The 22427-nt window shown below is 58.4% G+C and carries 22 protein-coding genes and 1 tRNA gene; 10 read left to right on the forward strand and 13 right to left on the reverse strand.

Features of this window, described 5'->3' with window-relative positions; translation table 11 throughout:
• The first annotated feature begins 125 nt into the window (after nucleotides 1-125).
• Nucleotides 126-773, forward strand: a complete 648-nt coding sequence (locus A3EC_RS13195; protein WP_245532983.1) for a hypothetical protein — start codon at nucleotides 126-128, stop codon at nucleotides 771-773.
• Entirely contained in the window at nucleotides 724-1815 is a 1092-nt protein-coding gene (locus A3EC_RS13200; RefSeq protein WP_245532984.1) for a S8 family peptidase, read from the forward strand. Before A3EC_RS13195 ends, A3EC_RS13200 begins: the two co-directional genes overlap by 50 nt.
• Nucleotides 1816-1841: 26 nt before the next feature.
• Here the strand turns inward: A3EC_RS13200 and A3EC_RS0110135 are convergent, their stop codons facing one another.
• Nucleotides 1842-2141: a DUF7218 family protein gene (locus A3EC_RS0110135; protein ID WP_018025075.1), complete on the reverse strand. Its 300-nt coding sequence runs from the start codon at nucleotides 2139-2141 to the stop codon at nucleotides 1842-1844.
• A gap of 66 nt (nucleotides 2142-2207) precedes the next feature.
• On the opposite strand from A3EC_RS0110135, the gene A3EC_RS0110140 reads away from it, so the two are divergent.
• Complete coding sequence (locus tag A3EC_RS0110140; protein WP_018025076.1) at nucleotides 2208-2993, forward strand: hypothetical protein; 786 nt, start codon at nucleotides 2208-2210, stop codon at nucleotides 2991-2993.
• Here the strand turns inward: A3EC_RS0110140 and A3EC_RS0110145 are convergent.
• The gene (locus A3EC_RS0110145; RefSeq protein WP_018025077.1) at nucleotides 2971-3417 is read right to left on the reverse strand and encodes an Lrp/AsnC family transcriptional regulator; all 447 of its coding nucleotides are present in this window, start codon (nucleotides 3415-3417) and stop codon (nucleotides 2971-2973) included. The two genes, A3EC_RS0110140 and A3EC_RS0110145, sit on opposite strands and share 23 nt — an antisense overlap.
• A 79-nt stretch (nucleotides 3418-3496) precedes the next feature.
• On the opposite strand from A3EC_RS0110145, the gene A3EC_RS0110150 reads away from it, so the two are divergent.
• On the forward strand, nucleotides 3497-4204 hold the full coding sequence (locus A3EC_RS0110150) for an AzlC family ABC transporter permease (protein ID WP_026162407.1): 708 nt from the start codon (nucleotides 3497-3499) through the stop codon (nucleotides 4202-4204).
• Between the two features lie 9 nt (nucleotides 4205-4213).
• On the forward strand, nucleotides 4214-4579 hold the full coding sequence (locus A3EC_RS0110155; protein ID WP_018025079.1) for a branched-chain amino acid transporter permease: 366 nt from the start codon (nucleotides 4214-4216) through the stop codon (nucleotides 4577-4579).
• A 33-nt stretch (nucleotides 4580-4612) separates the two neighbouring features.
• Here the strand turns inward: A3EC_RS0110155 and A3EC_RS0110160 are convergent, their stop codons facing one another.
• Nucleotides 4613-5566 (reverse strand): hypothetical protein, encoded by a 954-nt coding sequence (locus tag A3EC_RS0110160; RefSeq protein ID WP_018025080.1) that lies wholly within the window; start codon nucleotides 5564-5566, stop codon nucleotides 4613-4615.
• 99 nt (nucleotides 5567-5665) lie between these two features.
• On the opposite strand from A3EC_RS0110160, the gene A3EC_RS0110165 reads away from it, so the two are divergent.
• Together A3EC_RS0110165 and A3EC_RS12145 are read left to right on the forward strand one after the other, a co-directional pair.
• Entirely contained in the window at nucleotides 5666-6211 is a 546-nt protein-coding gene (locus A3EC_RS0110165; RefSeq protein WP_018025081.1) for a peptidylprolyl isomerase, read from the forward strand.
• An 87-nt stretch (nucleotides 6212-6298) separates the two neighbouring features.
• Nucleotides 6299-7042 (forward strand): rhomboid family intramembrane serine protease, encoded by a 744-nt coding sequence (locus A3EC_RS12145; RefSeq protein ID WP_018025082.1) that lies wholly within the window; start codon nucleotides 6299-6301, stop codon nucleotides 7040-7042.
• Between the two features lie 541 nt (nucleotides 7043-7583).
• Here the strand turns inward: A3EC_RS12145 and crgA are convergent.
• The 8 genes from crgA to A3EC_RS0110210 all read right to left on the reverse strand — a co-directional run bounded on the left by crgA (nucleotide 7584) and on the right by A3EC_RS0110210 (nucleotide 17758).
• Nucleotides 7584-7853, reverse strand: a complete 270-nt coding sequence (gene crgA / locus A3EC_RS0110175) for a cell division protein CrgA (RefSeq protein WP_018025083.1) — start codon at nucleotides 7851-7853, stop codon at nucleotides 7584-7586.
• A 119-nt stretch (nucleotides 7854-7972) separates the two neighbouring features.
• Nucleotides 7973-10075 carry a protein kinase domain-containing protein gene (locus tag A3EC_RS13260; RefSeq protein WP_051061076.1) on the reverse strand — a complete coding sequence of 701 codons (2103 nt, stop codon included), beginning with the start codon at nucleotides 10073-10075 and terminating at the stop codon, nucleotides 7973-7975.
• A 120-nt stretch (nucleotides 10076-10195) separates the two neighbouring features.
• Nucleotides 10196-11803, reverse strand: coding sequence for a serine/threonine-protein kinase (locus A3EC_RS12600; protein WP_018025085.1), 1608 nt, complete (start codon nucleotides 11801-11803; stop codon nucleotides 10196-10198).
• A gap of 25 nt (nucleotides 11804-11828) precedes the next feature.
• Entirely contained in the window at nucleotides 11829-13250 is a 1422-nt protein-coding gene (locus A3EC_RS0110190) for a penicillin-binding transpeptidase domain-containing protein (protein WP_026162410.1), read from the reverse strand.
• A gap of 2 nt (nucleotides 13251-13252) precedes the next feature.
• A complete protein-coding gene (locus tag A3EC_RS0110195; protein WP_018025087.1) occupies nucleotides 13253-14701 on the reverse strand; it encodes an FtsW/RodA/SpoVE family cell cycle protein in 1449 nt (482 codons plus the stop codon).
• The gene (locus A3EC_RS0110200; protein WP_018025088.1) at nucleotides 14698-16263 is read right to left on the reverse strand and encodes a PP2C family protein-serine/threonine phosphatase; all 1566 of its coding nucleotides are present in this window, start codon (nucleotides 16261-16263) and stop codon (nucleotides 14698-14700) included. Before A3EC_RS0110200 ends, A3EC_RS0110195 begins: the two co-directional genes overlap by 4 nt.
• Nucleotides 16260-16805, reverse strand: a complete 546-nt coding sequence (locus tag A3EC_RS0110205) for an FHA domain-containing protein FhaB/FipA (protein WP_018025089.1) — start codon at nucleotides 16803-16805, stop codon at nucleotides 16260-16262. The genes A3EC_RS0110200 and A3EC_RS0110205 overlap by 4 nt, the downstream gene beginning before the upstream one ends.
• Before the next feature lie 41 nt (nucleotides 16806-16846).
• Nucleotides 16847-17758: an FHA domain-containing protein gene (locus A3EC_RS0110210; RefSeq protein WP_018025090.1), complete on the reverse strand. Its 912-nt coding sequence runs from the start codon at nucleotides 17756-17758 to the stop codon at nucleotides 16847-16849.
• A 236-nt stretch (nucleotides 17759-17994) separates the two neighbouring features.
• Between A3EC_RS0110210 and A3EC_RS0110215 the strand changes: the two genes are divergently transcribed.
• The 3 genes from A3EC_RS0110215 to A3EC_RS0110225 all read left to right on the forward strand — a co-directional run bounded on the left by A3EC_RS0110215 (nucleotide 17995) and on the right by A3EC_RS0110225 (nucleotide 19744).
• A tRNA-Leu gene (locus A3EC_RS0110215) sits at nucleotides 17995-18079 on the forward strand.
• 229 nt (nucleotides 18080-18308) lie between these two features.
• Nucleotides 18309-18920 carry a hypothetical protein gene (locus A3EC_RS0110220; RefSeq protein WP_018025091.1) on the forward strand — a complete coding sequence of 204 codons (612 nt, stop codon included), beginning with the start codon at nucleotides 18309-18311 and terminating at the stop codon, nucleotides 18918-18920.
• 233 nt (nucleotides 18921-19153) lie between these two features.
• Complete coding sequence (locus tag A3EC_RS0110225) at nucleotides 19154-19744, forward strand: TetR/AcrR family transcriptional regulator (RefSeq protein WP_051061077.1); 591 nt, start codon at nucleotides 19154-19156, stop codon at nucleotides 19742-19744.
• Between the two features lie 32 nt (nucleotides 19745-19776).
• Here A3EC_RS0110225 and mmsB read toward each other — a convergent pair whose 3' ends face one another.
• Nucleotides 19777-20661: a 3-hydroxyisobutyrate dehydrogenase gene (mmsB, locus tag A3EC_RS0110230; RefSeq protein ID WP_018025093.1), complete on the reverse strand. Its 885-nt coding sequence runs from the start codon at nucleotides 20659-20661 to the stop codon at nucleotides 19777-19779.
• A gap of 46 nt (nucleotides 20662-20707) precedes the next feature.
• Nucleotides 20708-22225, reverse strand: coding sequence for a CoA-acylating methylmalonate-semialdehyde dehydrogenase (locus A3EC_RS0110235; RefSeq protein WP_018025094.1), 1518 nt, complete (start codon nucleotides 22223-22225; stop codon nucleotides 20708-20710).
• Between the last annotated feature and the right edge of the window lie 202 nt (nucleotides 22226-22427).

The raw sequence follows: 22427 nt of genomic DNA on the forward strand, positions 1-22427 counted from the left end.
GACGGCGGCAGTACTGAGAAGGCTTTCCAAGAGCTTCATTAGTGTTTGTTAGGGAACGTGTAGAAGTTAGTTCACGTTTCGCTGAGAGCATGTCCGCAAGTTCGACCTCCCAAACGGATTGATTGATGAACCAAAGGCGTTCCCGCCGCGCAAACTACCGCGCGGTAGCTGCACTTTCCGCGCTGAGTGTTGTGCTGGGCACCAGCCCCGCCATCGCCCAAGATGCGACCATCCTTGATTCGAAGACCGTTGAAGAACTGAAGCCTGTCGAAGCTGTTCCTGCTGAAGAACAAGTTGCCGAACGATTCATCGTCACCTTCAACAACATGACCGGCCTCAACAAAGAACGCCGCATGAAGGTAATCGACGAAATCGTCGGTGAGCACTCCTCTGACGCCTCTTTCGTCCGTGAGATGTTCGACGGCTCCTACGTGGTTGAACTGGACCCGCCAGTGCCTGCAGACAAAGTGCCGTCGCTTCGTGGTCACCTCGAATCCAAAGCGGAAATTGCCTACGCTGACATCGACTTCAAGCTGTATAGCCTGGGCGTGCCCGATGACGAGTACTACCAGCACCAGTGGCACCTGACTGCCGACACAGGCGTGAACTCAGAGGCCGCTTGGAACACCGGAACCACCGGTCGTGGCACGACTATCGCAGTGGTAGACACTGGAATTACCCGGCACCCCAGACCTGCAGAGCAAGGTGCTACCGGGCGTCGACATGATCTCCAACGCGTTGATGGCCCGAGACGGTGGCGGCCGCGACAATGACCCAACGGACACGGGTGACTGGGTCGCAGCCAACGCCTGCGGCGGCTACCACCGTGCTAGCGATTCCTCCTGGCATGGCACTCACGTTGCCGGTATCGCTGCAGCATCGACAAACAACCGCCAAGGCGTCGAAGGCGTTGCCCCAGACGCCAACATTCTGCCAGTGCGGGCACTTGGTGCCTGCGGCGGTTACACCTCAGATATCGCCGATGGCATCGCTTGGTCGGCAGGTATCGATGTCCCGGGCGTGGGGCCAAATGCGAATCCAGCCGACGTGATTAACCTGTCGCTTGGTGGCCAGTCCCGCAAGTGCGCAGAGCCGTACCAGCGCGCAATTGATGCCGCGAACTCTCGAGGTGCCACCATCGCTGTGGCTGCCGGCAACGAAAACACTCGGACCGACTACGTCCAACCAGCGAACTGTGACGGTGTCATTGTTGTCGGTGCGACTGGCCCGGCAAGTGAACGCGCTACCTACTCCAATTACGGCCGCGCAGTCGATGTCTCGGCTCCTGGTGGCAATATGGCTGCGCACGGCGCTCAGGGCGGCATTCTGTCTACCGTAAATAACGGTCGTTTCCGCCCAGGACAGGCTGCCTACTCCTTCATGGAAGGCACTTCGATGGCTACTCCAGTGGTCTCTGGTGTTATCGCTTTGATGAAGGATGCGAACCCGGGCATCAGCGATGCACAGATCGAGCGGATTCTGAAGGACACTGCCCAGCCACTGGATGGTGGACGCTCGTTTGGTATGGGAGCAGGCATTGTCAATGCCCAGGCAGCAGTGTGCAAAGCCGCTGGCCAAGACGCAAACTGTGGCCAGGTTGAGCGCCAGCCAGAAAAGACGAAGCCAGTCGAACCTAAGCCAGAACCGGCACCAGTCGATGAAGCGCGTCCAGAGCCGCAGCCGGAACCTCGTCCAGAACCTGCACCAGTGGAAGATGCGCAGCCGGAACCGCAGCCACAGCCGGAACCAGGCAAGCGTAAATCCGATAAGGAGCGCTACCCGCTGCTGCGTCTGCTCGACTGGTGGCGTGACTAGTCACCGAAGGAAAACACCTCGAGCCGCTAGTGCTCCCGCAGTGCCTTAATCAGCTCATCCTTCGTCATCGATGACCGGCCGGAGATGTCCAGCTCTCGGGCTCGCTCTAGCAGCTCGTCCTTCGTCCGGTCTTCATAGTTTTCGGCTTTCCCGCCGCGCTCGCCGACATTATGACGAGAAGAATTGGCGGCAGCGTTGGCAATCCGCGCTGACTTTTCTTTGCTATTGCCCTCTTCCCGCAGCGCTTCGTACATATCCTTATCCTTGACGGATGGGCCAGGATCTTGCTTGCCGGAGCTTGATGAGTTGCCATTCGTGGGTGCCATGTCTGCCTCCAAAGGTTGCTCGTGGTTTTCACCCTGTGGCCGCGAGCATACAGAAGGAGCGCGACAGTGAAGTTGGGAATCCGCTTGGGATTAGGTGCAATTGTTGCCGCCGAAATCGCATGGGTCACTGTCCGCCTCTTGGGCCACCAGATTCCAGCTGAGTGGTTCGCAGTCCCAGCAGTCCTTTTCGCTGGCATTCTCGCGCTGGTTTTCGTGCAACTACCCATCGCCAGACGCACTCACTCTTGGCCTGCTGCAATCGATTCGGTTGCAGCACGCACGGGCTTTCCTCGGATTGCACTAGCGATGGCGGTGTCAGAAGTAACGATGCTCCGGAATCTAGTTGCCGGCTCCAATTCGTCAAAAAGCCCAAATGAAGGCATCTTTTCCTCTCATTCGCCGCTGAAACCGGTGGTTTATGCGATCGGTGGGCTGACGGTGGTGGAGATGATTGCGGTGCACTTGCTGCTGGCAGAACACTGGTCGAAGTGGGTGGTGTTGGTGGTGAGCCTTTACGGTCTTGTCATGCTGGTTGGGTTTTATCGTGCATTGGGACGCCATCCGCATCTGGTGAGCGAAGAAGTGATTACGCTGCGGGGCGGCTACCGCACGACGATCAGCATTCCGCGGTCGGCGTTGGCTAGTGTTGCCGAGTGTTCGCCGGGCGAGGGCGGGGCGTTGAAGGTTGCTGATGGTGCGGCGCGGATGCCGGTGCTTAGCGACGTTAATGTGCGGCTAACGACGCGGCGCCCAGTCACGCTCAGTGACCTCTTCCAGGGCGAACACCAGGTCAGCACTATAGATGTCCATGTGGACGACCGGGCTGGATTTATTGCGCGCCTGAAGCCTTAATAACTTTCATGGTCATGCGGGAATCGACGCGGGAGACGCCGGGGATGGCCATGAGTCGGTCAACGAGCCACTGTTGGTACTCTTCCAGGTTCTTCATCTGAATGCGGACAATGTAGTCCGGCTGGCCGAACATGCGGCGGGCTTCGACCACCTCCGGCAAGGTGGCGACGCGCCGCTCGAAGGCATCGACGATCGGTTTGGCGTTATTGGATAGGTTCACTTCGATGATGACCTCGAAGCCGCGATCTAGGGCGTCGGGGTTAATCAGTGCGGTATAGCCTGTGACCACGCCATCTTTCTCCAATTTTCGGACTCGGCGCATACACGGCGCTGGGGTGAGGCCAACTTTGCGCGCAAGTTCCTGGTTGCTTTGTCGGGCGTCCCGTTGCAATTCGGCAATGATTGCGTAGTCAATCTTGTCCATGTTTTAAATATTGCGCGACTTTTCTGCTTGACGCAATAATAACTAGGCAATTTCGTCAATACGCAATATGGTTACGGTCATGGCAACACAGACGCAATCGCACGCTCCTAGTGCGTTTCAGCAAGCACTGCACCATGCCGGTGTCGTGTGGGGCGGCCTTTTCGCCCTCGGCGTTGGCTTCGGTGTCCTGGTCGTTGACCACGGTTATCCGTGGTGGCTCGCCCCGCTGATTTCGCTTGTTGTGTTTGCCGGGTCGATGGAGTTCATTCTCATCGGCATGACCGCCGCAGCGGCACCCCTCAGTGCCATTGCGGTCACCACTTTCCTCGTTAACTCGCGGCACCTGTTTTACGGGCTTAGTTTCCCGCTGCAGGACATCACATCGAAACCGGGCAAGCTGTACAGCATGTTCGGGATGATTGATGAAGCTTACGCGCTTGTGTCCACCACCCCGGCACACGAACGCAGCCAAGCGCGGACCCTCATCACCCAGGTGGGTCTGCACATGGGTTGGGTTAGCGGAAGTATGGCTGGTGCCATCGCAGGCACCACCATCCTCGGTGGCGTCCAAGGGCTCGACTTTGTGCTGATCGCACTGTTTATCGTGCTGACTTTGGATGCGTGGAATGCCGAACGCGACCCATTAACTCTCATCCTGGCAGCCGCCGCCGGTGCCATCGGCGTGCTGTTCGGCCAGGCCCAGCTGCTGCTCATCGCCATGGCGGTGTTCACCGGCATGTTGATTGTGCGGCACGGTGTTGTCGAAGCGAAAGCACGGAAAGGGTAGGGGCCAGCAATGAACCAAGCAATGGACTACGCAGTACATGCCTTAGCTACCGTGAGCACCCCGGTGTACGTGGCGCTGGCCGTGGGCATTGCCGCTGTGATTACCTTCGGTCTGCGGGTGGCGTCTTTCGGTATTAAAGGCGCGCTGCAGGGCTCTGCATTGCTGGACAACCTGGGCCGGTGGATGCCACTGGGCGCCATGCTGATTTTGCTGGTGTACTGCCTCAATGCAGTGGAATGGAAAATGGACAGCACCGGTATCGCCTACGGTGTGGCATCACTGGTGACAGTGGCTATCCACGTGTGGCGACACAATGCGGTGCTGTCCATCGTGTCCGGCACAGTAACCTGCGCCGTGCTGCTCGCGTTGATTTAACCTGCACGAACAGCGGGGCCGCTTTCGGGACTACTACTTGGTGTCCTTTTCGGCATCCTTGTCAGCCTTGTTAATTGGGGTGACAACGCGGTCCTGCTCGGATGCTTCCGCGTCAGCTTCGGCATCTGCGGCGTCAGCTGCTTCCTGAGCGGCTTCTGCGTCCGCGTCACCTTCAGCCTCAACAGGTGCTTCCTTGGTTTCCACCGGGTTTTCGTCCGCAGGCACTTCGGAGTCCACTACTGGAGTTCCAGGCACATTCTCCGGTGCTTCATCGGCCGGTTCAGTCGCTGGTACTGGTTCAGCTGCCTGAGCTGGTTCGGCTGGCGTGGCCGGCTGCGGCGCGTTGTCCTTATTATCGTCAACACGCGGAACGTTGGCGGACACCGGCAGCTTATTCGCAAACAAGCCGTACACAATGTAACCAACAACAGCGGCAACTGCGGCGGTAACCAGCAAACCAATGGCTGTCGCGGCGCCCTTATTCTTCTTCTTTTCCTTCACGCCCAGCAGCTCCTTGCCGCGCTTGGTGGCGTCGGCAGCGGAGGCCTTCAACGCCTTCTGCTGCTTGCGGGCGTTCTTCTCCAGCTTCTTGGCCTGCTTACGAGCCTTCTTGTCCAACTTCTTGGCATCGCCACGGGCGGACTTAAACAGCTTCTTCTTGTCCTTCGCGGCCTTCTTCTTGTCCTTCGCGGCCTTCTTCTTGCCCTTTTCGGCACGCTTTTCCAAGTCAGCTGCTGCGTCCTTGACCTGCTTTTCGACGGTTTGCAGCTGTTCTCCGACTAGGTCACTCACGCGTTCGGTGCGGTCGGCAAGGTCAGCGCGGAAGTCCACATTCTTTGCTTTGGCTTCTGCGGCACGCTCGGCGGCTACGGCCTTGGCTTGGGTGAGCAGTTCGTAAAGTTCAGCCTGGCTTTCAATGCGACGGGCATCAGCCTTCTTACGGGCATCCTTGACGGTGTCCAACGCCATCTTGATTGCGGGGTTCATTCACATCTCCTTCGTTGGGGGCTACTTTCCAGCTTATGTATCTTTTGCGAGCCGTGACGGGAACAAACCTTTATTGGTGAAATTCCTTACAATGGTTTCATGACGAATAAGACCGCGACTGCGACCCTGCACACGAACAAGGGTGACATTGTTGTTGAGCTGTTTGGCAACCATGCACCGAACACTGTTGAAAACTTCCTTGGCCTAGCTGACGGCACCGGCGACTACCGCGAAGCGAACGCTTCCGGTGAAAAGTCCGGCCCGTTCTACAACGGCGCTATCTTCCACCGCGTCATCCCTGGTTTCATGATTCAGGGTGGCGACCCAACTGGCACCGGCCGTGGCGGCCCGGGCTACACCTTCAACGACGAAATCCACCCAGAGCTCAGCTTCAACCGCCCATACCTGCTGGCGATGGCGAACGCTGGCCGCATGCCAAATGGCTCCGGTACCAACGGTTCTCAGTTCTTCATTACCGTTGTGGCGACCCCGCACCTGAACGGTAACCACACCATCTTCGGTGAGGTTGTCGACGCGGAAAGCCAAAAGGTTGTCGACCAGATCGCTGGCGTGCCAACCGACCACATGGACCGCCCACACGATGACGTTGTCATCGAATCGGTGACCGTTAACCGCGAAGGCTAAACTTCCTCGCGCTTTTCTTGCCCTCACTCGCCACGCCGCGGGTGAGGGTTTTGCTATTTTTGGGCGCGCCCTCCCTAGGCTGAGGTCGTGAGCAACATCAACGCTGGGTACGCAGGGTACGCGCGCCGCCCGAATCCGTGGGCCGTGCATTTCGAGAACGCGCCGATGGTACTGGCGCTGACTGCGGTGCTGGTCGGCATGTACCTTCTGACCGCGGTTCAGTCATTCTCATTGGCGGCGCCACTGTCGAATTCGGCGGTCGCTGAACGTGGAATGTTGGCGCTATGGCCGATGCTGCAGAACTACACGGAAACCACCCGCGTCCTCACTGCATCCTTTTTGCATCTGGACCCAGGGCACTTGGCGTCGAACACGGTGATGCTGCTGTTCCTTGGCCCGCCCATTGAGCGCTTCTTTGGACGCTGGGTATTCCTGGCGCAGACATTGGTGCTGGCGGTGGCTTGGTCCGCGTGTGTGCTGTGGATGGATCCGTCCGCGCTGACTGTTGGCTTTTCGGGCGTGATTTTCGGTTACATCGGCCTGCAGGGATATGTTGCGCTGCGTCAAGGCTTGAGCTTGGTGCCGACGCTGGTGTTTATGGCGCTCAACATCATTTTCACTGTAATTACCCCTGGAGTGTCTCTTTGGGGCCATATTGGGGGCGGCATTGCGGGGGCAGTGCTGGCGGCAGCTTATGGGGCGCAAGATCAGTTTCGAAGCGGTTTACCTGCAGCGATGCGCACCGTTGCGCCGATTGTGACGTTGGCGGTAGTGAGCATTGCGACGATTATGGTGCGTATTTCTAGTGTTTTGCCCGCTGGCGTGCAGTAACTGAATGTGGGATTCCTTCCACAATTCCACATGCCTGTGGATAACTGTTTATACACCGAGTACGGTTCTTCTCACCCTTTTCCACCGAGTTATCCCACCCGGTGTTTGTCCACAGCTATCCACAATTAAACCGCACATCTCATTCACAAAGCCGTGAAGAACTCTGCTTATTGACGAATATCAGATGCTTCGCGAGGCTATAGCCACGATCTTTCGGACTGTTTCGAACGCGTATTTGGGTTGTGCACAGGTTTATCCACACGCTGTGGAGAGTGGGGATAACCGGTTATGACATCGTGATTACACAAAGCATCCACAAATTGTGGATAACATGTGTGCTACTTTTCTGAGCTATCCACAAATTACAACAGTGTTACACAGATTTTTGTGGATAACTATGAAAAGTGTGGACAACACTGAAGTTTGGCTTTAGGGGGTAGTGGTACTGACAGTGGATAGTGTCGTGTCTCGGTTTTTACGGTAGAAACGACAAAAGCCGGTGCCTTCGGGCACCGGCGGTTGCTTGTGAAGCTGTTGGCTACTACTTCCAGCCCATGGTCATTAGCAGGCCTGCGAGGAAGGCGCTGAACCCGATGAGGTAATTCCAAGCATTCAGGTCAGCCATGAAAGGAATGGATGGGCCAGCGAGGTAGTTGACGATAAGCCAGCCCAAGCCGACAATCATCAGGCCAAACATGATGACCTTGTACCAAATCGGAGTGCTGGTCACATTGATTTTTACCGGCGTACGGCTGACACCGGAGGAGGCCGATTCATGGGAAGAATTGACCGTCACCTTTGCCTTTGGCATGGCATCCTCGGCTTTCTGAACGACTCGGCACCTTCAGCGTGAAGGTGCCCCTGCGTACGCAGGGAGTGAAAATGGTTGTGCAGCCGCTAATTTACCAGTTCATAGCGGCAGGTTGAAGTTTAGTTGTCTGGCAACAACGAGAATTCGTACACGGTGACATCGATGTCTTGGTCCTTGTAGGCCGGTTCACCGATCTTTGGATACTGCTTCGCAATCCGGTCCACCTTGCCCAGGTCAGAAGTCGACTTCCGGGTGATGTTGAACTTGCCCATCCAGCCCTCTTCCTGCAGCGAAGTTTCCGCATCGGTGTACAGGGAGTTGATCATATTCGGCATGACCAGCTGGTTACCGCGGGATACCTTCACCTCAATGGTGGATCCGGCTTCCACTTCCTGGCCCTCATTGGCGACGGCAAGCACAGTGTCAATAGCTTCGGTGCCGTCAACTTCGGTGACCTGCACTTCAAACCCAGCCGCTTCCAAGTTGCCTTTCGCAGTCTCTAGGCTCTGCCCGGAAACCACCGGCACCCGGACACTTTCCTGTCCAGTGGAAACAGTGATGGCAACCTTAGTGCCCTTCGACACCTGGGAGCCCGACGCCGGATTGTGGGAAATAATCTTGCCCTTTGGCACATCTTCGGAAGATTCTTCCTTGACGCTCTTGTCCAGCGTCAAACCAGCAGCCTTCAGCTTCTTCTCCGCCTGCGAGGTGGTCAGGCCAGCCAGATCCGGCACTTCGGTGATTTCCTTACCGGTCGAAACCAGCACAGTCACCGTCGAGCCCTGTTTGACCTGGGAGCCAGGCGCTGGGTTGGTGTTAATGACATTGCCGCGTTCAATTTTCGGGTCCGGCCGGTCCTCTTCCGCCACAACAAGCCCCGCTTCTTCCAGCGTGCGTCGTGCCTCTGAAGCTGACATGCCCTGCACTCGTGGAATATCCACAAACTGTGCCTGGGAGGAGCGGCCACCGTTGCCCACATCAAACACATTCGTTGCAATAAAGGTGCCGGCACCAGCCAGCGCCAGCAACACCACTACCCACGCAGCGACAATCCATGGGCTGCGCTTCCGGCGACCGTCGGAGTCGTAGTAAGAGTCATCGTCGTCATCCCACTCGTCGTCTGGGTCGTAGTAGTCATTGTCGAAGGCTTCCATGTCGCGGCGCTGTGCGGCGGAGGCACGCATCGCGGCGTCTTCGTATGGGTCGAAGCCGTAAGGCGAGTTAGCCTGCGGGCCGCCAGCCATGCCTGCACCAGCCATGCCAGCGCCCGCACCGGCACCGGCCGCTCCAGCTGCACCAAGTGCGGTTGCAGTTGGCGGATAGTTTCGGTCAACAATTTCGGTTGCCGCAGCGCCACCAGCAGCCCCAGCGCCAGCAGCAGCCCCAGCGCCGTACCCGTCTTCGTGCTGCTTCGCCGCCAGCGGTACTTCGCCGCGGGACAGGCGCATCAAGTCTTGCCCCATATCCGCGGCGCTGTCGTAGCGGTCCGCCGGTGCTTTCGCCATTGCGGTCAGCACAATTGCGTCCATCCGCTCCAATTCGCGGGCGTCACCACCGTCAATAAGCTCTGACGGTGGGGTCGGCATATCTTCAACGTGCTGGTAGGCGACCGAAAGTGGTGTTTCGCCGGTGAAGGGTGCCTCGCCGGTGAGCACTTCGTAGAGGACGCAGCCGACGGAGTAAATGTCACTGCGCGGCTCGGCAGCTTTTCCGCGGGCCTGCTCCGGCGAGAGGTATTGCGCGGTGCCGATGACCGTTGCGGTTTGCGTCATGGAGCTGGTGGCGTCGCTGAGCGCGCGGGCGATACCGAAGTCCATCACTTTCACTGCGCCGGTGCGGGTGAGCATGATATTTGCCGGTTTAATATCGCGGTGCACAATCCCCGCTTCGTGGGAAAACTGCAGCGCATGGCACACTTCGGCCATAATTTGGGCGGCGCGTTTCGGCGCCAGCGGCCCGTCGTTGCGGATGATTTGCCGCAGCGTTTCGCCGTGCACCAGCTCCATCACAATGTAAGGAACAGCAGGTTCGTCGTCGGTGACACCGGTGTCGTACACCGCAACGATGGCGTGGTGGTTCAGCTTGGCAACGTTCTGGGCTTCGCGACGAAAACGTTCGACGAAGGAATCATCGCGCGCTAAATCGGCACGCATCATTTTCACGGCAACATCTCGCCCCAGCAGGGTGTCGTTTGCCGTGTAGACCTCGGACATGCCGCCCATGCCGATAACTTCGCCAAGGCGGTACCGGCCGGAGAGCAACCGTTCGTCAGCCAAAGTTATCCCTTCGTTGTCAAGTACATCAGTTCCATGTTAGTGAGGAATTACCCCCGTTTGTTAATTTTAGAAGGTAAACGCTCCAGGAGATGGGCTCGGTTCATCGCCCTGACCAGGCTGGGCGCCATTATTTTGGTTGTTTGGCTGTTCCGGCTGTGGGTTCTGCGGACCTGGGTTATTTCCCGGGAAATCAGGGATAGTTGGGCTGGTCTGTGACGGCGATTCCGAGGTAGTTGACGGGGTCGTTGGCCGCGACGGGATGGACGGCCGGCTGGACGTAGAGGTCTCCGACGTGGAGGTCTCCGAGGAGCTGCTCGTCTCCGTCGTCGATTCTTCGGTGGACGTGTCCTCGGTGGTGGTGTCCTCGTCCTCCGTGGTGCTTTCCGTCGGCTGGGTTTGTGACGTCGTCGGCTGCGTGGTGGTTGGTTTCGGCTTGTTATCGTCGTCCTGGAAATAGGTGAGCCACAGCACGACCAGCACGGATGCGGCCGCAAGTCCTGCCATCACCGCGAGCGCCCACATGGCCCCGCTGCCGGACTTCTTCCGCTTCTTTGCGGCACCTTTCGGCTTCCTGCGGGTCGTTGTTGCTGCTTGTTGACGTTGTGGGGCCGGTCCATAACCGCCCTGCGGCCCATACCCAGCTTGCTGCGGGTAGTTCTGGTTGTAGCCGCTGGCCTGTGGGTGCAACGCCGTCCGAGTCGGAGCAGTAGCCGGCACCTGAGTCATGGCGCCCAGTGCGGCAGTTGCTGGCTGTGGATCTGGGGTGCGTTGCACATACTCGGTCGGGACGACACCGGCTGGGCGCGGTGGGCGCAACCCTTGGCGTACCGCAGCGATGGCGCGGGAAAATTCGGCGCCGTCAGCGTAGCGGCGGGTGGGGTCCTTGCGCAGCACAATGCCGATGAGTTCCCGGATGTGCTCTTCAATGGAGCGGTCCAGTGGTGGTGGCACATCGTTAATGTGGGCCACGGCGATGGCGACAGTGGAGTCCGCCTCAAATGGGCGGCGGCCCGCCAACATTTCGTAGCCGACCAACCCGAGCGAGTAAATGTCGGTTGCTGGTGTGACGGATTTGCCTTGCGCCTGCTCTGGGGACAGGTACTGGGCAGTACCGACGACCATGCCGGTGCGGGTCAATGGCACTGCGGATGCGGCCTTGGCGATGCCGAAGTCGGTGATAAGAACGCGACCTTCTGGTGTGACCAACAAGTTGCCAGGTTTGATATCGCGGTGAATCAGCCCGGCAGCGTGGATGGCGGACAGGCCGTTCGCGCACTGCTCCAACACATCAAGCACGAGGGAATGCGGCAGGAAGTTTTCGCGCGCCAGAATATCGGCCAGCGATTCGCCGCGGATGTACTCCATGATGATGTAGCAGAACGCGTGCCCATCGACGACGGATTCTTTGTAGTCATGGATTGCGACCACGTTCGGACCCGACACCGACCGGGCGGCACGTGCTTCTTGACGGAACCGCTCCCGAAACTCGGTGTTTTCGGACAGTTCTTCGTTCAGAATCTTGATAGCTACGAGCTCACCGCTGTGGGTATCGTCGGCAAGCCAAACGGTGGACATCCCGCCGCGCCCAAGGATCCACTCCAAGCGGTAGCGGTCGGAACCAAGTGCGGCCTGGACCTTATCGATTCCGGTCGTGTCGCGGATTTTCTCGCTCATCGTGTCTCCTCCTTACTTACTTTTGTTACTTCGTTGCATTGTTGACGGCGTTGATGACGGCGCGGCCAATTGGGGCGGCAACGACACCACCGGTCGCATCGACACCCTGACCACCACCGTTTTCCACAACCACCGCAACGGCAACGTCATTGTCAGGGTCGAAGGCGATGTACCACACGTGCGGCTTGGAATTTCGGGAATCTTCGCCATGCTCGGCAGTACCGGTCTTCGATGCGATACCGGCCTGCGAGTTATGGGCGTACTTCTCGGCCTCGAGCATCAGCTCAGTGAGCTGCTTGGCAATATCGCTATCAATCCCGGGCTTTGCGGCCTTTGGCTTGGTCTCCTCAACGGTGTGCAGATCCGCACCCACGACCTTCTTCACAATGTATGGCTGCATCCGCTTACCGCCATTGGCAATGGTCGCGGCAACAATGGCGTTGGACAGTGGTGTCATGGTGACATCCATCTGGCCAATCGCGGTGATGCCCAGCGCCGCAGCATCGGGCAAGTCGCCAAGAGTTGACGGGTCCTGCGGCAAACCAAGGTCGTTGTAGGTCTCGCCAATGCCGAAGCCTGCTGCCGCCTCGCGCATCGCCTTGTCGCCGGACTTTACTGCCATCTCCACAAAAGCGGTATTGCAGGACCGTGCGAAAGCTTCCCTCAGCGTGGTGGTGCCGCCACCGGAACCACAATGGCTGCCGCCGTAGTTTTCCAACTGGGTGTTGGTGTTCGGCAACGTAATATTCGACGCGGCTGTCACGGACGAGCTGGCGTTGTAGCCCTCAGCCAAGCCGGCAGCGGTGGTCACCACTTTGAACGTAGAACCTGGTGGCAATGGGCGCTGTGTGCCGTGGTTCAGCAGTGGCTGGTCCCGATCCTTCGACAGCCGGTCAATCGTTGGACCAGCAGTCTCATTATTCGTCATCTGATTCGGGTCGAAGGTTGGCGTCGACGCCATCGCCAAAATTTCACCGGTCGATGGGCGAATTGCAGTGACGCCGCCAACGTAGTTGTTGTTGGTCAGCGCCTTAAACGCTGCCTCTTGGGCTTCTGGAACGATGGTGAGTTCCACATTGGAGCCCTGAGTGGCTTGGCCCAGCAGGTTACTGGAGCTGCCATTGAGGTGGTTCAGCTGCGACTGTTCCAGGTTGGTGGCGCCGTTGTATTCGGAACGGTAGCCGGTAATCGGCGCATACACCTGCGGGTTGTGCTGGTAAGTGCGGTGGTAGTTGCCGGAACCGTCATCAATGGAGTGGGCCAGCACCAAACCGCCAGTGGTGATGTCGCCGAGTGGTTTAGAACGGATTTCTTTAGCAATGCGCTGATTCAGCGGGTTCTGCGCGTACTTTTGCTCCGAAAAAGCTTGCACGCGGGTGAGGTTCACCAGCAGCACCAAAGTCAACAGCAGCGCCGCCCAGGCAACGAGGCGAATGGACTTGTTCATCATTAGCTCATCACCTCCGCATCAGCAGCATCTGCTTTGCGAGCAGATGCTTTGTCGCGCTGAAGCTCCTTCTGGCCTGGTCGCAGCTCCGGTGGGCAATTCGCATAGCTCGAAATTGCCAGGAGCAAAGCCACCAGAATGTAGTTCGACATCAAAGAGGAGCCGCCAGCGGACATGAATGGGGTGGTCAGGCCGGTCATTGGCAAGATGGCGGTGATGCCGCCAACCACTACGAAAAGCTGCAGTGCGATAATCAGCGCCAGCCCAGCGGCCAGTAGCTTGCCGAAGTTATCTGGTACCTGCATTGCCGCACCAAAACCGCGGGTGACGAGCACCGCAAACAGCAGCAGCACAGCGGCCAGACCAACCAAGCCCAGCTCTTCACCGACGGCCGCCAAAATGAAGTCTGACTCGACCACCGGAATATCCTGCGGGTAGCCATTGCCCAGACCAGTGCCGGTCATGCCACCCCACGACATGCCAAACAGGCCTTCGGCTAGCTGACGGCCAGTGGTGTCGAAAGTAGCCAGTGGGTCGATGAAGTTGCTGACGCGGGTCTGAATCTTGTCGGAGAACTGGTACACCACGGTGCCGCCGATACCAATCAGGACGACACCAATGAGCAGCCAAGAGGCGCGGCCAGAGGCGATGTAAATCATGCCGAGGATGGTGGCGAAGAGCAGCAGTGCCGGTCCGAAGTCATTAGCCACCGCCATAATCAGCATGGCCAGCGCCCACACCAGCAGAATAGGCATGAGGTCACGCATGCGCGGGAACTGGAGTCCGAAGAAGCGGTAGCCTTCCGTGTTGAACTGCGACCGCTTGGTGGACAGCAGCTTGGCCATGAAAATCAGCAGCAGAATCTTGGAGAATTCCGAGGGCTGCACGGTAAATGGGCCAATAGAAATCCACAGTTTCGCGTCGGCGTTAATCGCCGCCGGCCAGAACAGTGGCAGCACCATGAGCACCACACCAAGCAGACCCAGAATGTAGGCGTAGTGGCCGAGGGCACGGTAGTCCCGCAGCAGCAACAGCACAGCCACCAGGAGCACTACTCCGATAACAGTCCACATCAGCTGTTTTTCCACACTGAACCCTGGGTTGGAGAACAGGTGCCGGAAAACTGCCCCATCGGGGCTGGTGCCGTCCTTAAGCTCACCGAGGTACAGCCGGTGGATGACCACCAACCCCAACCCATTGAGCAGGGCGACTACAGGAAGAATCAGCTCGTCAGCCCACGGTGCCCAGATGCGCACTGCGATGTGGGCGACGCCGAAGATGGCGAGGAACCCGCCGAAGATGTACATGAGGTCGACGGTGAGGGTGTTGCCTTGGGAAAGCTCAACCGCAGCGGCGGACAGCAGCACGATTATGGCAGCCAGCACCAGCAGACCAAGCTCTAGCCAGCGGCCAGGGCGTTTTGGTGTTGCGGGCAAGTTGTCAAGAATCACTGGGTTACCTCGCGGCAGTTTTCTCCGGGTTTCACTAAGTCTGATTCATCGGGCGGCGTGGATGTTCCGGAGTCTTTCGGCTCGCCCTTTTTGTTGTCCGCCTCTGGCTTATCGGCCTCTGGTTTATCCCCACCCGGCTTGTCGGAGGTGCGCTGCACACAGACCGGCAATGCTTCGGCGACCAGTTCCTTGAGTTGCTGTTGGGCGTCGTCGTAGCTGCCTTCAGCCAGTCCAGGCACCAAAGAGCGTGCTGACGGACGCAAGTCGGCAACTTTAAATGGATTGCACGGCTGGTCCGCGGCATCGGCCTGACCGATTTCCAAGACAGTGAGATTGCCATCAGCATCAAGGCAGGTGCGCTGATACTCGGAGTTCAAATCCATGCCGAAAACGGAGGACTTCAGTCCTTGGTACACGTAGATTTCGCCATTGTGCTCGGCAACGAAGTAGGAGTCATTTTTCTTCTGCCATACCCAGATACCGGCTGCGACTAGGCCCAACACAATCGCGGCGACAAGTAGCGCCACGAGAATCACACCGCTGCGGCTGGTGCACTGCGTGCGTCCGCGCAGGCGTCGGGCTTTCTCTGCGGTGGCAGCATCGTCAGCAGCGGGGGCGGCGGGAGTGGGGGAGGAGTCATCGGTCGGGTGGGCACCCGTAACCGGCTCCTCGTCGTCCTCAGCGGCCGCTTCTTTCGCTTTGGCGGCGCGAGCTGCCCGGGCAGCTTCGGCGAACGCAGCGGCGCGGGCAGCAGAGGAATCCGGTCGAGGTGAATCCTGCGGGGCGGTGTCAATAGCACCGGCCATCATTGGTTTGCGGTCCCGGACCGCAGCGAACTCAGGGCTATCAGCTGCCACCACATCGGCCACCACCATGGTGACGTTATCTGGGCCGCCGGAACGTAGCGCCATCTCAATGAGCTTGCGCGCCGCTTCCTTCGGAGAGCCCAGCCCCAGGCAGGTTTGAATCGTGTCGAAGCTGACTGGGTCGGACAGGCCATCGGAGCACAGCAGCAGCCGGTCACCTTCAAAGATGTTCAGCTGCTGGATAGTTGGCTCCACCGGATCGCCGGTGAGGGCCTTCAAAATGTACGACTTTTGTGGGTGCACCGACGCTTCATCAGCGGTGAGTCGACCTTCGTCGACCAAGGACTGCACGAAAGTGTCATCGCGGGTGATCTGGGTCAGTTCGCCGTCGCGTAGGAGGTATCCACGTGAGTCGCCGACGTGCAATAGTGTCAGGCCGTGACCGTCAAAAAGCACCGATGTGAGGGTGGTGCCCATGCCTTTAGTGGTGGGGTTGGTGGAGATTTCCCCGGCGATTTGGCGGTTGCCTTCCAGCATGGCGTCGTAGAGAGCCTGGGCGTCGTCCTCGGTGGGGGCGATGTCCTCCAGCACCATGACCGACTCGATGATGAGGCGGGAGGCGACTTCACCAGCGGCGTGGCCACCCATACCGTCCGCAAGCGCGAGGACATGCTGGCCGGCGAAGGCGCAGTCTTCGTTATTTTCGCGGACTAATCCGCGGTCTGAGGCGGCAATAGATACAAGTGCAAGCGTCACGGTTCCAGAATCCTCAGAGTATTCGCGCCAATACGGACTTCGGCACCGGGTCCGACAAGTTCAGGTTGTTGAATCTGGTAGCCATTGACCACCGTGCCGTTCTTGGAATCCAAGTCCTCGATGTACCAGTCCGCGCCATTGCGAATCAGGCGGGCGTGGTTCGAGGAGGTCACGGCGTCATTGAGCACCATGTCGCAGTTACGGGCGCGGCCAAGCAGCGCCGTTTCCTGCTGGAACAGGTCCAAGGTCAAACCAGTGGCTGGGCCGGCGACGACCGTCAGCTGCAATGGCTTCGGCTTATTGGAAAACTTCGGCAGCGCAAAACGGCGACGCGGTTCCTGCGGGGCGCCAAAGCCGGGGCCGCCAGCCATGCCCGGACCACCTGGGCCGCCGGGGCCGCTAGGGCCGAAACCGACGGAAGCGGATGGGACACCCGAGTTGCGGGAGGTGTCGCGGCCGAGGGTGGTCAACGCCCAAGCAATGAAAAGCCATAACAAGGCGAGCAGCAAGTACTTTGCTACGAGCATTGTTGGTTCACCCATTTCGATACCTCCTTAGTGAGTGTCCATTGTGGTCGCCGGGGTCAGCGAATCTGCACGTCCAAGATGGAGCGGCCCAGTTCAATGACATCACCGTCAGCAAGCTCCCAGTTGAACACCTTCATTCCGTTGACCGACGTGCCGTTTGAACTGCGAGTATCCACCAGGATTGCGGATTCACCGTCGAAGCTGATTTCGGCGTGCAGGCGGCTGACGGATGGGTCATCGAGAACCAAGTCTGCTTCTTTGCTGCGGCCAATGACATTGGCGGCGCCTTGCTTGACCTCATATGCCGGGTGAGCGCCGGTGCGCGGCTGCAGGGTGACGTGGCGGCCACGCACCGGCGCGCCACCGAAACCGAAATCGCCGTAGTTAGGCTGGCCGCTTGGCTGCTGTGGTTCTGGAACTGCCCATGGGTCATTCGACTGTGGGCCATTGTTCTGGAACTGTGGCACGGGTTCCTGCTCCTTGGGTTCGGACTGGTGCGCCTGCTGCTGCGGGGCTTGTGGCTCCGCGTCGGGTACATCAGTCGACGAGTTCGGGTCAAAAAACTTGGACGGACGATCGTTATCTTTCACGAACCTACTGGATGTGTGAAATTGGCCAGTGCTTAGTTTCGAATTCGTGACAATAGAAACGGTTACAGTTCCCGACACAGCCCAACCGTTATTACGGATGTATCGCATCAACTGTTGGTCGAGTTCGGTCGGTAGGTGCGGGTCGGCTTCACGCAGCCGCTGAAAATCATTCCTACTAAGTTCCACACGGTAGAGGTTCGCGGCCCATACCGTGCGGTTTTCGTCGCGACGCAGGTTTTTATTCACCTCAGTTTTGAGGTACTCCTGCACTTCTCCTGGTGTAATGGCATCCCGGGCGACGTAGGCAACGCCATTGTTCAGCGCATTTTGCAGCCACGCATCCACGCGCCGTGCGCCGCCGAACAACTTCGAAACCATTGTCACCGCCCTTTCATTCCCATAACTATCTGGTGGCATCTATGTGGTCTTGCCCTGCACAAGTGGAGTGCGGACAGACCGAGGATCTTTGCCAGTATACGGGGTCAACGCAATAACAACAGCAGGTAATTTGCTTGTTGACGTCAACAAAGCAAATGTTAAGTCTACGAAAAAGCGGGTTTGACCTGGCGATTTGGTTAATTCCTTATGCGTCATGCTATCTTAATTAAGTGCCCGCCCGGGTGGCGGAATTGGCAGACGCGCTGGCTTCAGGTGCCAGTGTCCTTTACGGACGTGGGGGTTCAAGTCCCTTTCCGGGCACAACAAGTGGTTGCCTAACCACAAGGCCGGAGGCCGCATCTTGGAAACGAGATGCGGCCTCCGGTTTTTTGGTTGATGGAGAAGTGGGTTAAGTGAGGCAACGCAAGTGCCAATTCTGTGGTTCTGAAGCGAAGAGTCATATGAGGTTTCGACTATGGTTTTCATCATCTTGTTGCCGCAACGTACGCAGTGAGCAAATCGTTAAAGGGGGGCCGAGTTGCTTAGCCAAGTGGCTGAATGGGGCAGTGTTCTTGCCAGTGGAGGGCTTTTACCGCTCATTGGTGTCTACGTTGGGTACCTGCTATCCCGAAAGCAAGAAGAGCGAAGGCAGAAACGGCTCAATATTGATGAGGGAAACCGCGCTCTGTTGACGGCCGCTGAAGAGTGTATGGTTCTAGGCATTAAGCTCGGAGAACTCGTCACTTCGAGAGACATCGACCGACGTGAACTGTGGTTACCTTGTAGGCGAAGCGTGCTTTTGCTTGAATCGAAAGTCGCCCTAGCGCTCAACCAATACATCGATTATGGGTACATAGTGACTCTTAAACAGCTGCGTGAGCAGAGTTGGGAGTTGCTGACCGCTGTCGACAACTTCTGTGCTGAGCCAAGTTTGCTTACGAAGGAGCAAGAATCCCTGCTGAAGTCAGCAATGACTTCTCTTGAAATGACCGGGCGACGCATTTTTAGCGCAGTGGCAGAAGATTCAAAAAGCGACGTAGACGCGGTCCTGATTTCGGACGAGGTCATTCCGTCTGACCAACCTGGTGTTCGAGACGGAAGAGTACAAGCGTACACACAAATGAAACGAACGAAAAACAAGTGGAAAAGGTTTCGAAACTGATTGTAAATGGGTCTTGAACGCTCTTTGGTCCGATGAACTCAGGTATAGATTGCGATACATCGGTTCTTCGGTATCAGCCTTTCAGAACGAGCGAGCTGACGCTTGATACAGTCAGTTGTTCCGTTTGGGTGAACATTCCAACGTGAATAGCCGCGTCTGAATCTGTAGAAGCAAACTACCTAGTATTCCTGAAACTGGCCCCAGCAGAGTTAATGCTGGCTAACATCTGGGCCATGGCAAGCAATGTTGATAACAATGTCACCGGCGAGGCCGGGGATACTCGGACGCGCATTTTGCAGTGCTCGCGGCAGCTTTTCAGCGAGAACACCTACGCCGATGTGTCCCTGAAAGACATTGCGGCGGCAGCACAAGTCAGTGTTGCGCTAATTGTGAAGCATTTCCAAAGCAAGCAGCGGCTTTTCGAACGGACTGTGGACTTCAGCAAGTCCTCCTCGTCCCTGTTCGCCGGACCATTTGAACAGTTAGGCCGCACCGCTGTCGTCGAAACGCTCACGGCGCCGCACACTGCGCACTACTCCATGGCGCGGACCATCTCGGTGGCCAGCGGTGATGCCGAAACCCTCAGCGCCATTGGGCAGCGGATTCGCACCGACTTGCTGGAAGTACTTGCCGGGCGGATTCGTGACGAGGCGCCGCACCCGAACCCGTCGCCAGAACTGCGAGCACAAACTGCGGTTTCGCTGATTCTGGGATTATCCATGATGCGGCGCTTTGGTGATGCGCAGTTTAACCAGTGGGAGCAATCTGAACTGGAAGAGCACTACGCGGAACTCTTCCAGCAGATTATTGACGGCCGGCCGTAACGGGTGTTGCCGAAACGAGCCGGCCGTAACCGCTACGCACCTTTCGCGCGCACGTCCTTAATAATGGCGGAGAAATCGAGGCCGCCATTGCCGTCGTCAACGAACTGCGCGAAGGCATCGGTCGCCAATCGCCCCAGCACGGTATCGGTGTTCGTCTCCTCCGCTGACGCCATCGCCAGCTTCAGGTCTTTGAGCATCAGCGCCGCCGCGAAACCTGGCTTGAAGTCGCGGTTCGCCGGGGAAGTCGGCACGACCTCTGGCACCGGCGCATTCGTCGTCAGCGACCAGGAGGTACCTGTCGCATTCGACACCACATCGAAGAATGCCTGATGCTCCAAGCCGAGGCGCTCACCGAGCACCAGCGCTTCGGCCAGCACAATCTGCTGCACCGCCAGAATCATGTTGTTGCAAGCCTTCACCGCTTGGCCATTGCCGACCTCACCACAGTGCGTAATCGACTTGCCCATGGCCTCTAACAGCGGTTTCGCTGCCGCGAACGCCGCATCGGAACCGCCGACCATGAAAGCCAGCGTCCCAGCTTGCGCCCCGGCGACACCACCAGAGACCGGCGCATCGACAAACTCAATCCCGGCGGCTGTCACCAAGTCCGCTGCCTCGCGGGCCTCTGTCACAGCGATGGTGGAAGAGTCAATGCACAATTTAGGGCGGCAGTTGGCGTCAATAAGCTCCGAAAGGATGCGTTTTACCAGGGTGCCGTTAGGGAGCATGGTGACGATAACCTCAGCGTCTTTCGCCGCCTCAACAGCGGAATCAACGCAGGTCACACCCGCTTCCGTGGCGGTGGCGCGAGCATCTTCCGATGGGTCAGAACCGACAACGGTGTGCCCGGCTTTGACGAGGTTGGCGGCCATCGGGCCACCCATATTGCCCAGACCAATAAATGCAACGGTGGTCATAAGTCTTGCCTTCCAATTGAAGTGAGCGTGCGGGAGAGCGGGCAGGTTAGTTCATAATTGGCATAGTGAACTGCGGGCCAGCGTGCGACTCATCCGGCCACTTCACCGTCACCGTCTTGGTCTTGGTGTAGAAGCGGAAGGAGTCTGGGCCGTGCTGGTTCAGGTCACCGAAACCGGAGGCCTTCCAGCCGCCGAAGGTGTGGTACGCAATCGGCACTGGAATTGGCACGTTAATGCCGACCATGCCGACCTGAACCTGCTCGGCGAAGTCACGCGCCGCGCCACCATTGGCGGTAAAGATGGCGACACCATTGCCGTAAACATGCTCATTCGGCAGCGCGATAGCTTCCTCCGCGGTGTCCACACGGACCATGCACAGGACTGGGCCGAAAATTTCCTCGGTGTAGATGGACATGTCGCGGGTGACGTTGTCGAAGAAGCTTGGGCCAGCGAAGAAGCCCTCTGCCAGGGAGTTGCCGTCGAACTCGGCGCTGGACATGTCCAGGTTGCGGCCGTCGTAGACCAGGTCTGCGCCATCGGCGACGCCTTCACCGACGAGGCGATTGACGCGGTCGCGGGCGTCGGCGGTGACCAGCGGCCCGAAGTCCGACTTCGGGTCCAAGCTGTGGCCAACGTTCAAGCCCGGAATCTTGCGGGCAATCGCGTCGCGGAGCTTATCGGCGGTCTCCCTACCAACCGGCACCACCACGGACAGTGCCATGCAACGCTCACCCGCGGAACCGAATGCAGCGCCCAGGATGGTGTCAGCGGTGGCCTCAATGTCAGCATCTGGCAACACAATGGCGTGGTTCTTCGCACCGCCGAAGCACTGCGCGCGCTTACCGGTGGCAGCGCAACGCTCGTAAATGTACTGCGCAATCGGGGTGGAGCCGACAAAACCGATCGCCTTGACGGTATCGGAATCCAGCAGAGCGTCGACGGACTCCTTGCCGCCATGCACCACATTGAAGACGCCCTTCGGGCCGCCGGCTTCCACAAACAGCTCTGCCAGTCGGTTCGGCACGGATGGGTCGCGCTCGGATGGCTTCAAAATGAAGCCGTTACCGGCAGCCAGCGCTGGGCCGGCCTTCCACAGTGGAATCATCGCTGGAAAGTTGAATGGGGTGATGCCTGCGACGACGCCGAGCGGCTGGCGCATGGAATAGGTGTCGACGCCGGTGCCGACACCGTTGGAGTATTCACCCTTGAGCTGGTGCGGCGCTCCGAGGGAAAACTCCAGCACGTCCACGCCGCGCTGAATGTCGCCCTTGGCGTCTGGGAAGGTTTTGCCGTGTTCCAGGGAGAGCTGTTCCGCCAGCTCATCCATGTGGTCGTGAATCAGGGCAATCCACTTCATGATGACGCGGATGCGCTTTTGTGGGTTCTGCGCCGCCCAAGCCGGCTGGGCTGCAGCGGTCGCGGCGATGACGGAGTTGACGTCGTCGGTGCTGGCCAGTGCGACTTCTGCTTGGGCCTGGCCGGTGGATGGGTTCAGGACCGGCTGGTACTGGCCGGAGGTGCCGTCGAACTGTTCGCCGTTGACGTAGTGGTGAATCTTGCGCATGGGAAACTCCTTGGCAAAGGGTGGGGCAAAACTTTGGTTTAATGTGATGGGAATCACGCTAACAGGCGAATGTGCTGCTCCGGGCCAGTAAAGTCAGAGCAAATGCGGTTCACCCCTAGCTGGCATCCCCGGCAGCGCCAACACGCTGTGTATTTGCCAGGAAAACTGTTTCGCCATTGGGGTGCATAGCGTTCACCTGCGT

This window comes from Corynebacterium ulceribovis DSM 45146 (assembly GCF_000372445.1).
Taxonomy (GTDB): domain Bacteria; phylum Actinomycetota; class Actinomycetes; order Mycobacteriales; family Mycobacteriaceae; genus Corynebacterium; species Corynebacterium ulceribovis.

Bases quoted from the DNA above. Each gene is read 5' to 3' on its own strand.
- A3EC_RS0110210 (WP_018025090.1), bottom strand. From the start codon at position 17,758: ATGGTTTCGAAGTTGTTCGGCGGCGCACGGCGCGTGGATGCGTGGCTG.
- A3EC_RS0110160 (WP_018025080.1), bottom strand. From the start codon at position 5,566: ATGAACCCCGCAATCAAGATGGCGTTGGACACCGTCAAGGATGCCCGT.
- A3EC_RS13195 (WP_245532983.1), top strand. From the start codon at position 126: ATGAACCAAAGGCGTTCCCGCCGCGCAAACTACCGCGCGGTAGCTGCA.
- mmsB (WP_018025093.1), bottom strand. From the start codon at position 20,661: ATGACCACCGTTGCATTTATTGGTCTGGGCAATATGGGTGGCCCGATG.
- A3EC_RS13260 (WP_051061076.1), bottom strand. From the start codon at position 10,075: ATGGGCGGCATGTCCGAGGTCTACACGGCAAACGACACCCTGCTGGGG.
- A3EC_RS12600 (WP_018025085.1), bottom strand. From the start codon at position 11,803: ATGAGCGAGAAAATCCGCGACACGACCGGAATCGATAAGGTCCAGGCC.
- A3EC_RS0110205 (WP_018025089.1), bottom strand. From the start codon at position 16,805: ATGGGTGAACCAACAATGCTCGTAGCAAAGTACTTGCTGCTCGCCTTG.
- A3EC_RS0110155 (WP_018025079.1), top strand. From the start codon at position 4,214: ATGAACCAAGCAATGGACTACGCAGTACATGCCTTAGCTACCGTGAGC.
- crgA (WP_018025083.1), bottom strand. From the start codon at position 7,853: ATGCCAAAGGCAAAGGTGACGGTCAATTCTTCCCATGAATCGGCCTCC.
- A3EC_RS13200 (WP_245532984.1), top strand. From the start codon at position 724: ATGATCTCCAACGCGTTGATGGCCCGAGACGGTGGCGGCCGCGACAAT.
- A3EC_RS0110165 (WP_018025081.1), top strand. From the start codon at position 5,666: ATGACGAATAAGACCGCGACTGCGACCCTGCACACGAACAAGGGTGAC.
- A3EC_RS0110190 (WP_026162410.1), bottom strand. From the start codon at position 13,250: ATGAACAAGTCCATTCGCCTCGTTGCCTGGGCGGCGCTGCTGTTGACT.
- A3EC_RS0110145 (WP_018025077.1), bottom strand. From the start codon at position 3,417: ATGGACAAGATTGACTACGCAATCATTGCCGAATTGCAACGGGACGCC.
- A3EC_RS0110235 (WP_018025094.1), bottom strand. From the start codon at position 22,225: ATGCGCAAGATTCACCACTACGTCAACGGCGAACAGTTCGACGGCACC.
- A3EC_RS0110150 (WP_026162407.1), top strand. From the start codon at position 3,497: ATGGCAACACAGACGCAATCGCACGCTCCTAGTGCGTTTCAGCAAGCA.
- A3EC_RS0110225 (WP_051061077.1), top strand. From the start codon at position 19,154: ATGGCAAGCAATGTTGATAACAATGTCACCGGCGAGGCCGGGGATACT.
- A3EC_RS0110135 (WP_018025075.1), bottom strand. From the start codon at position 2,141: ATGGCACCCACGAATGGCAACTCATCAAGCTCCGGCAAGCAAGATCCT.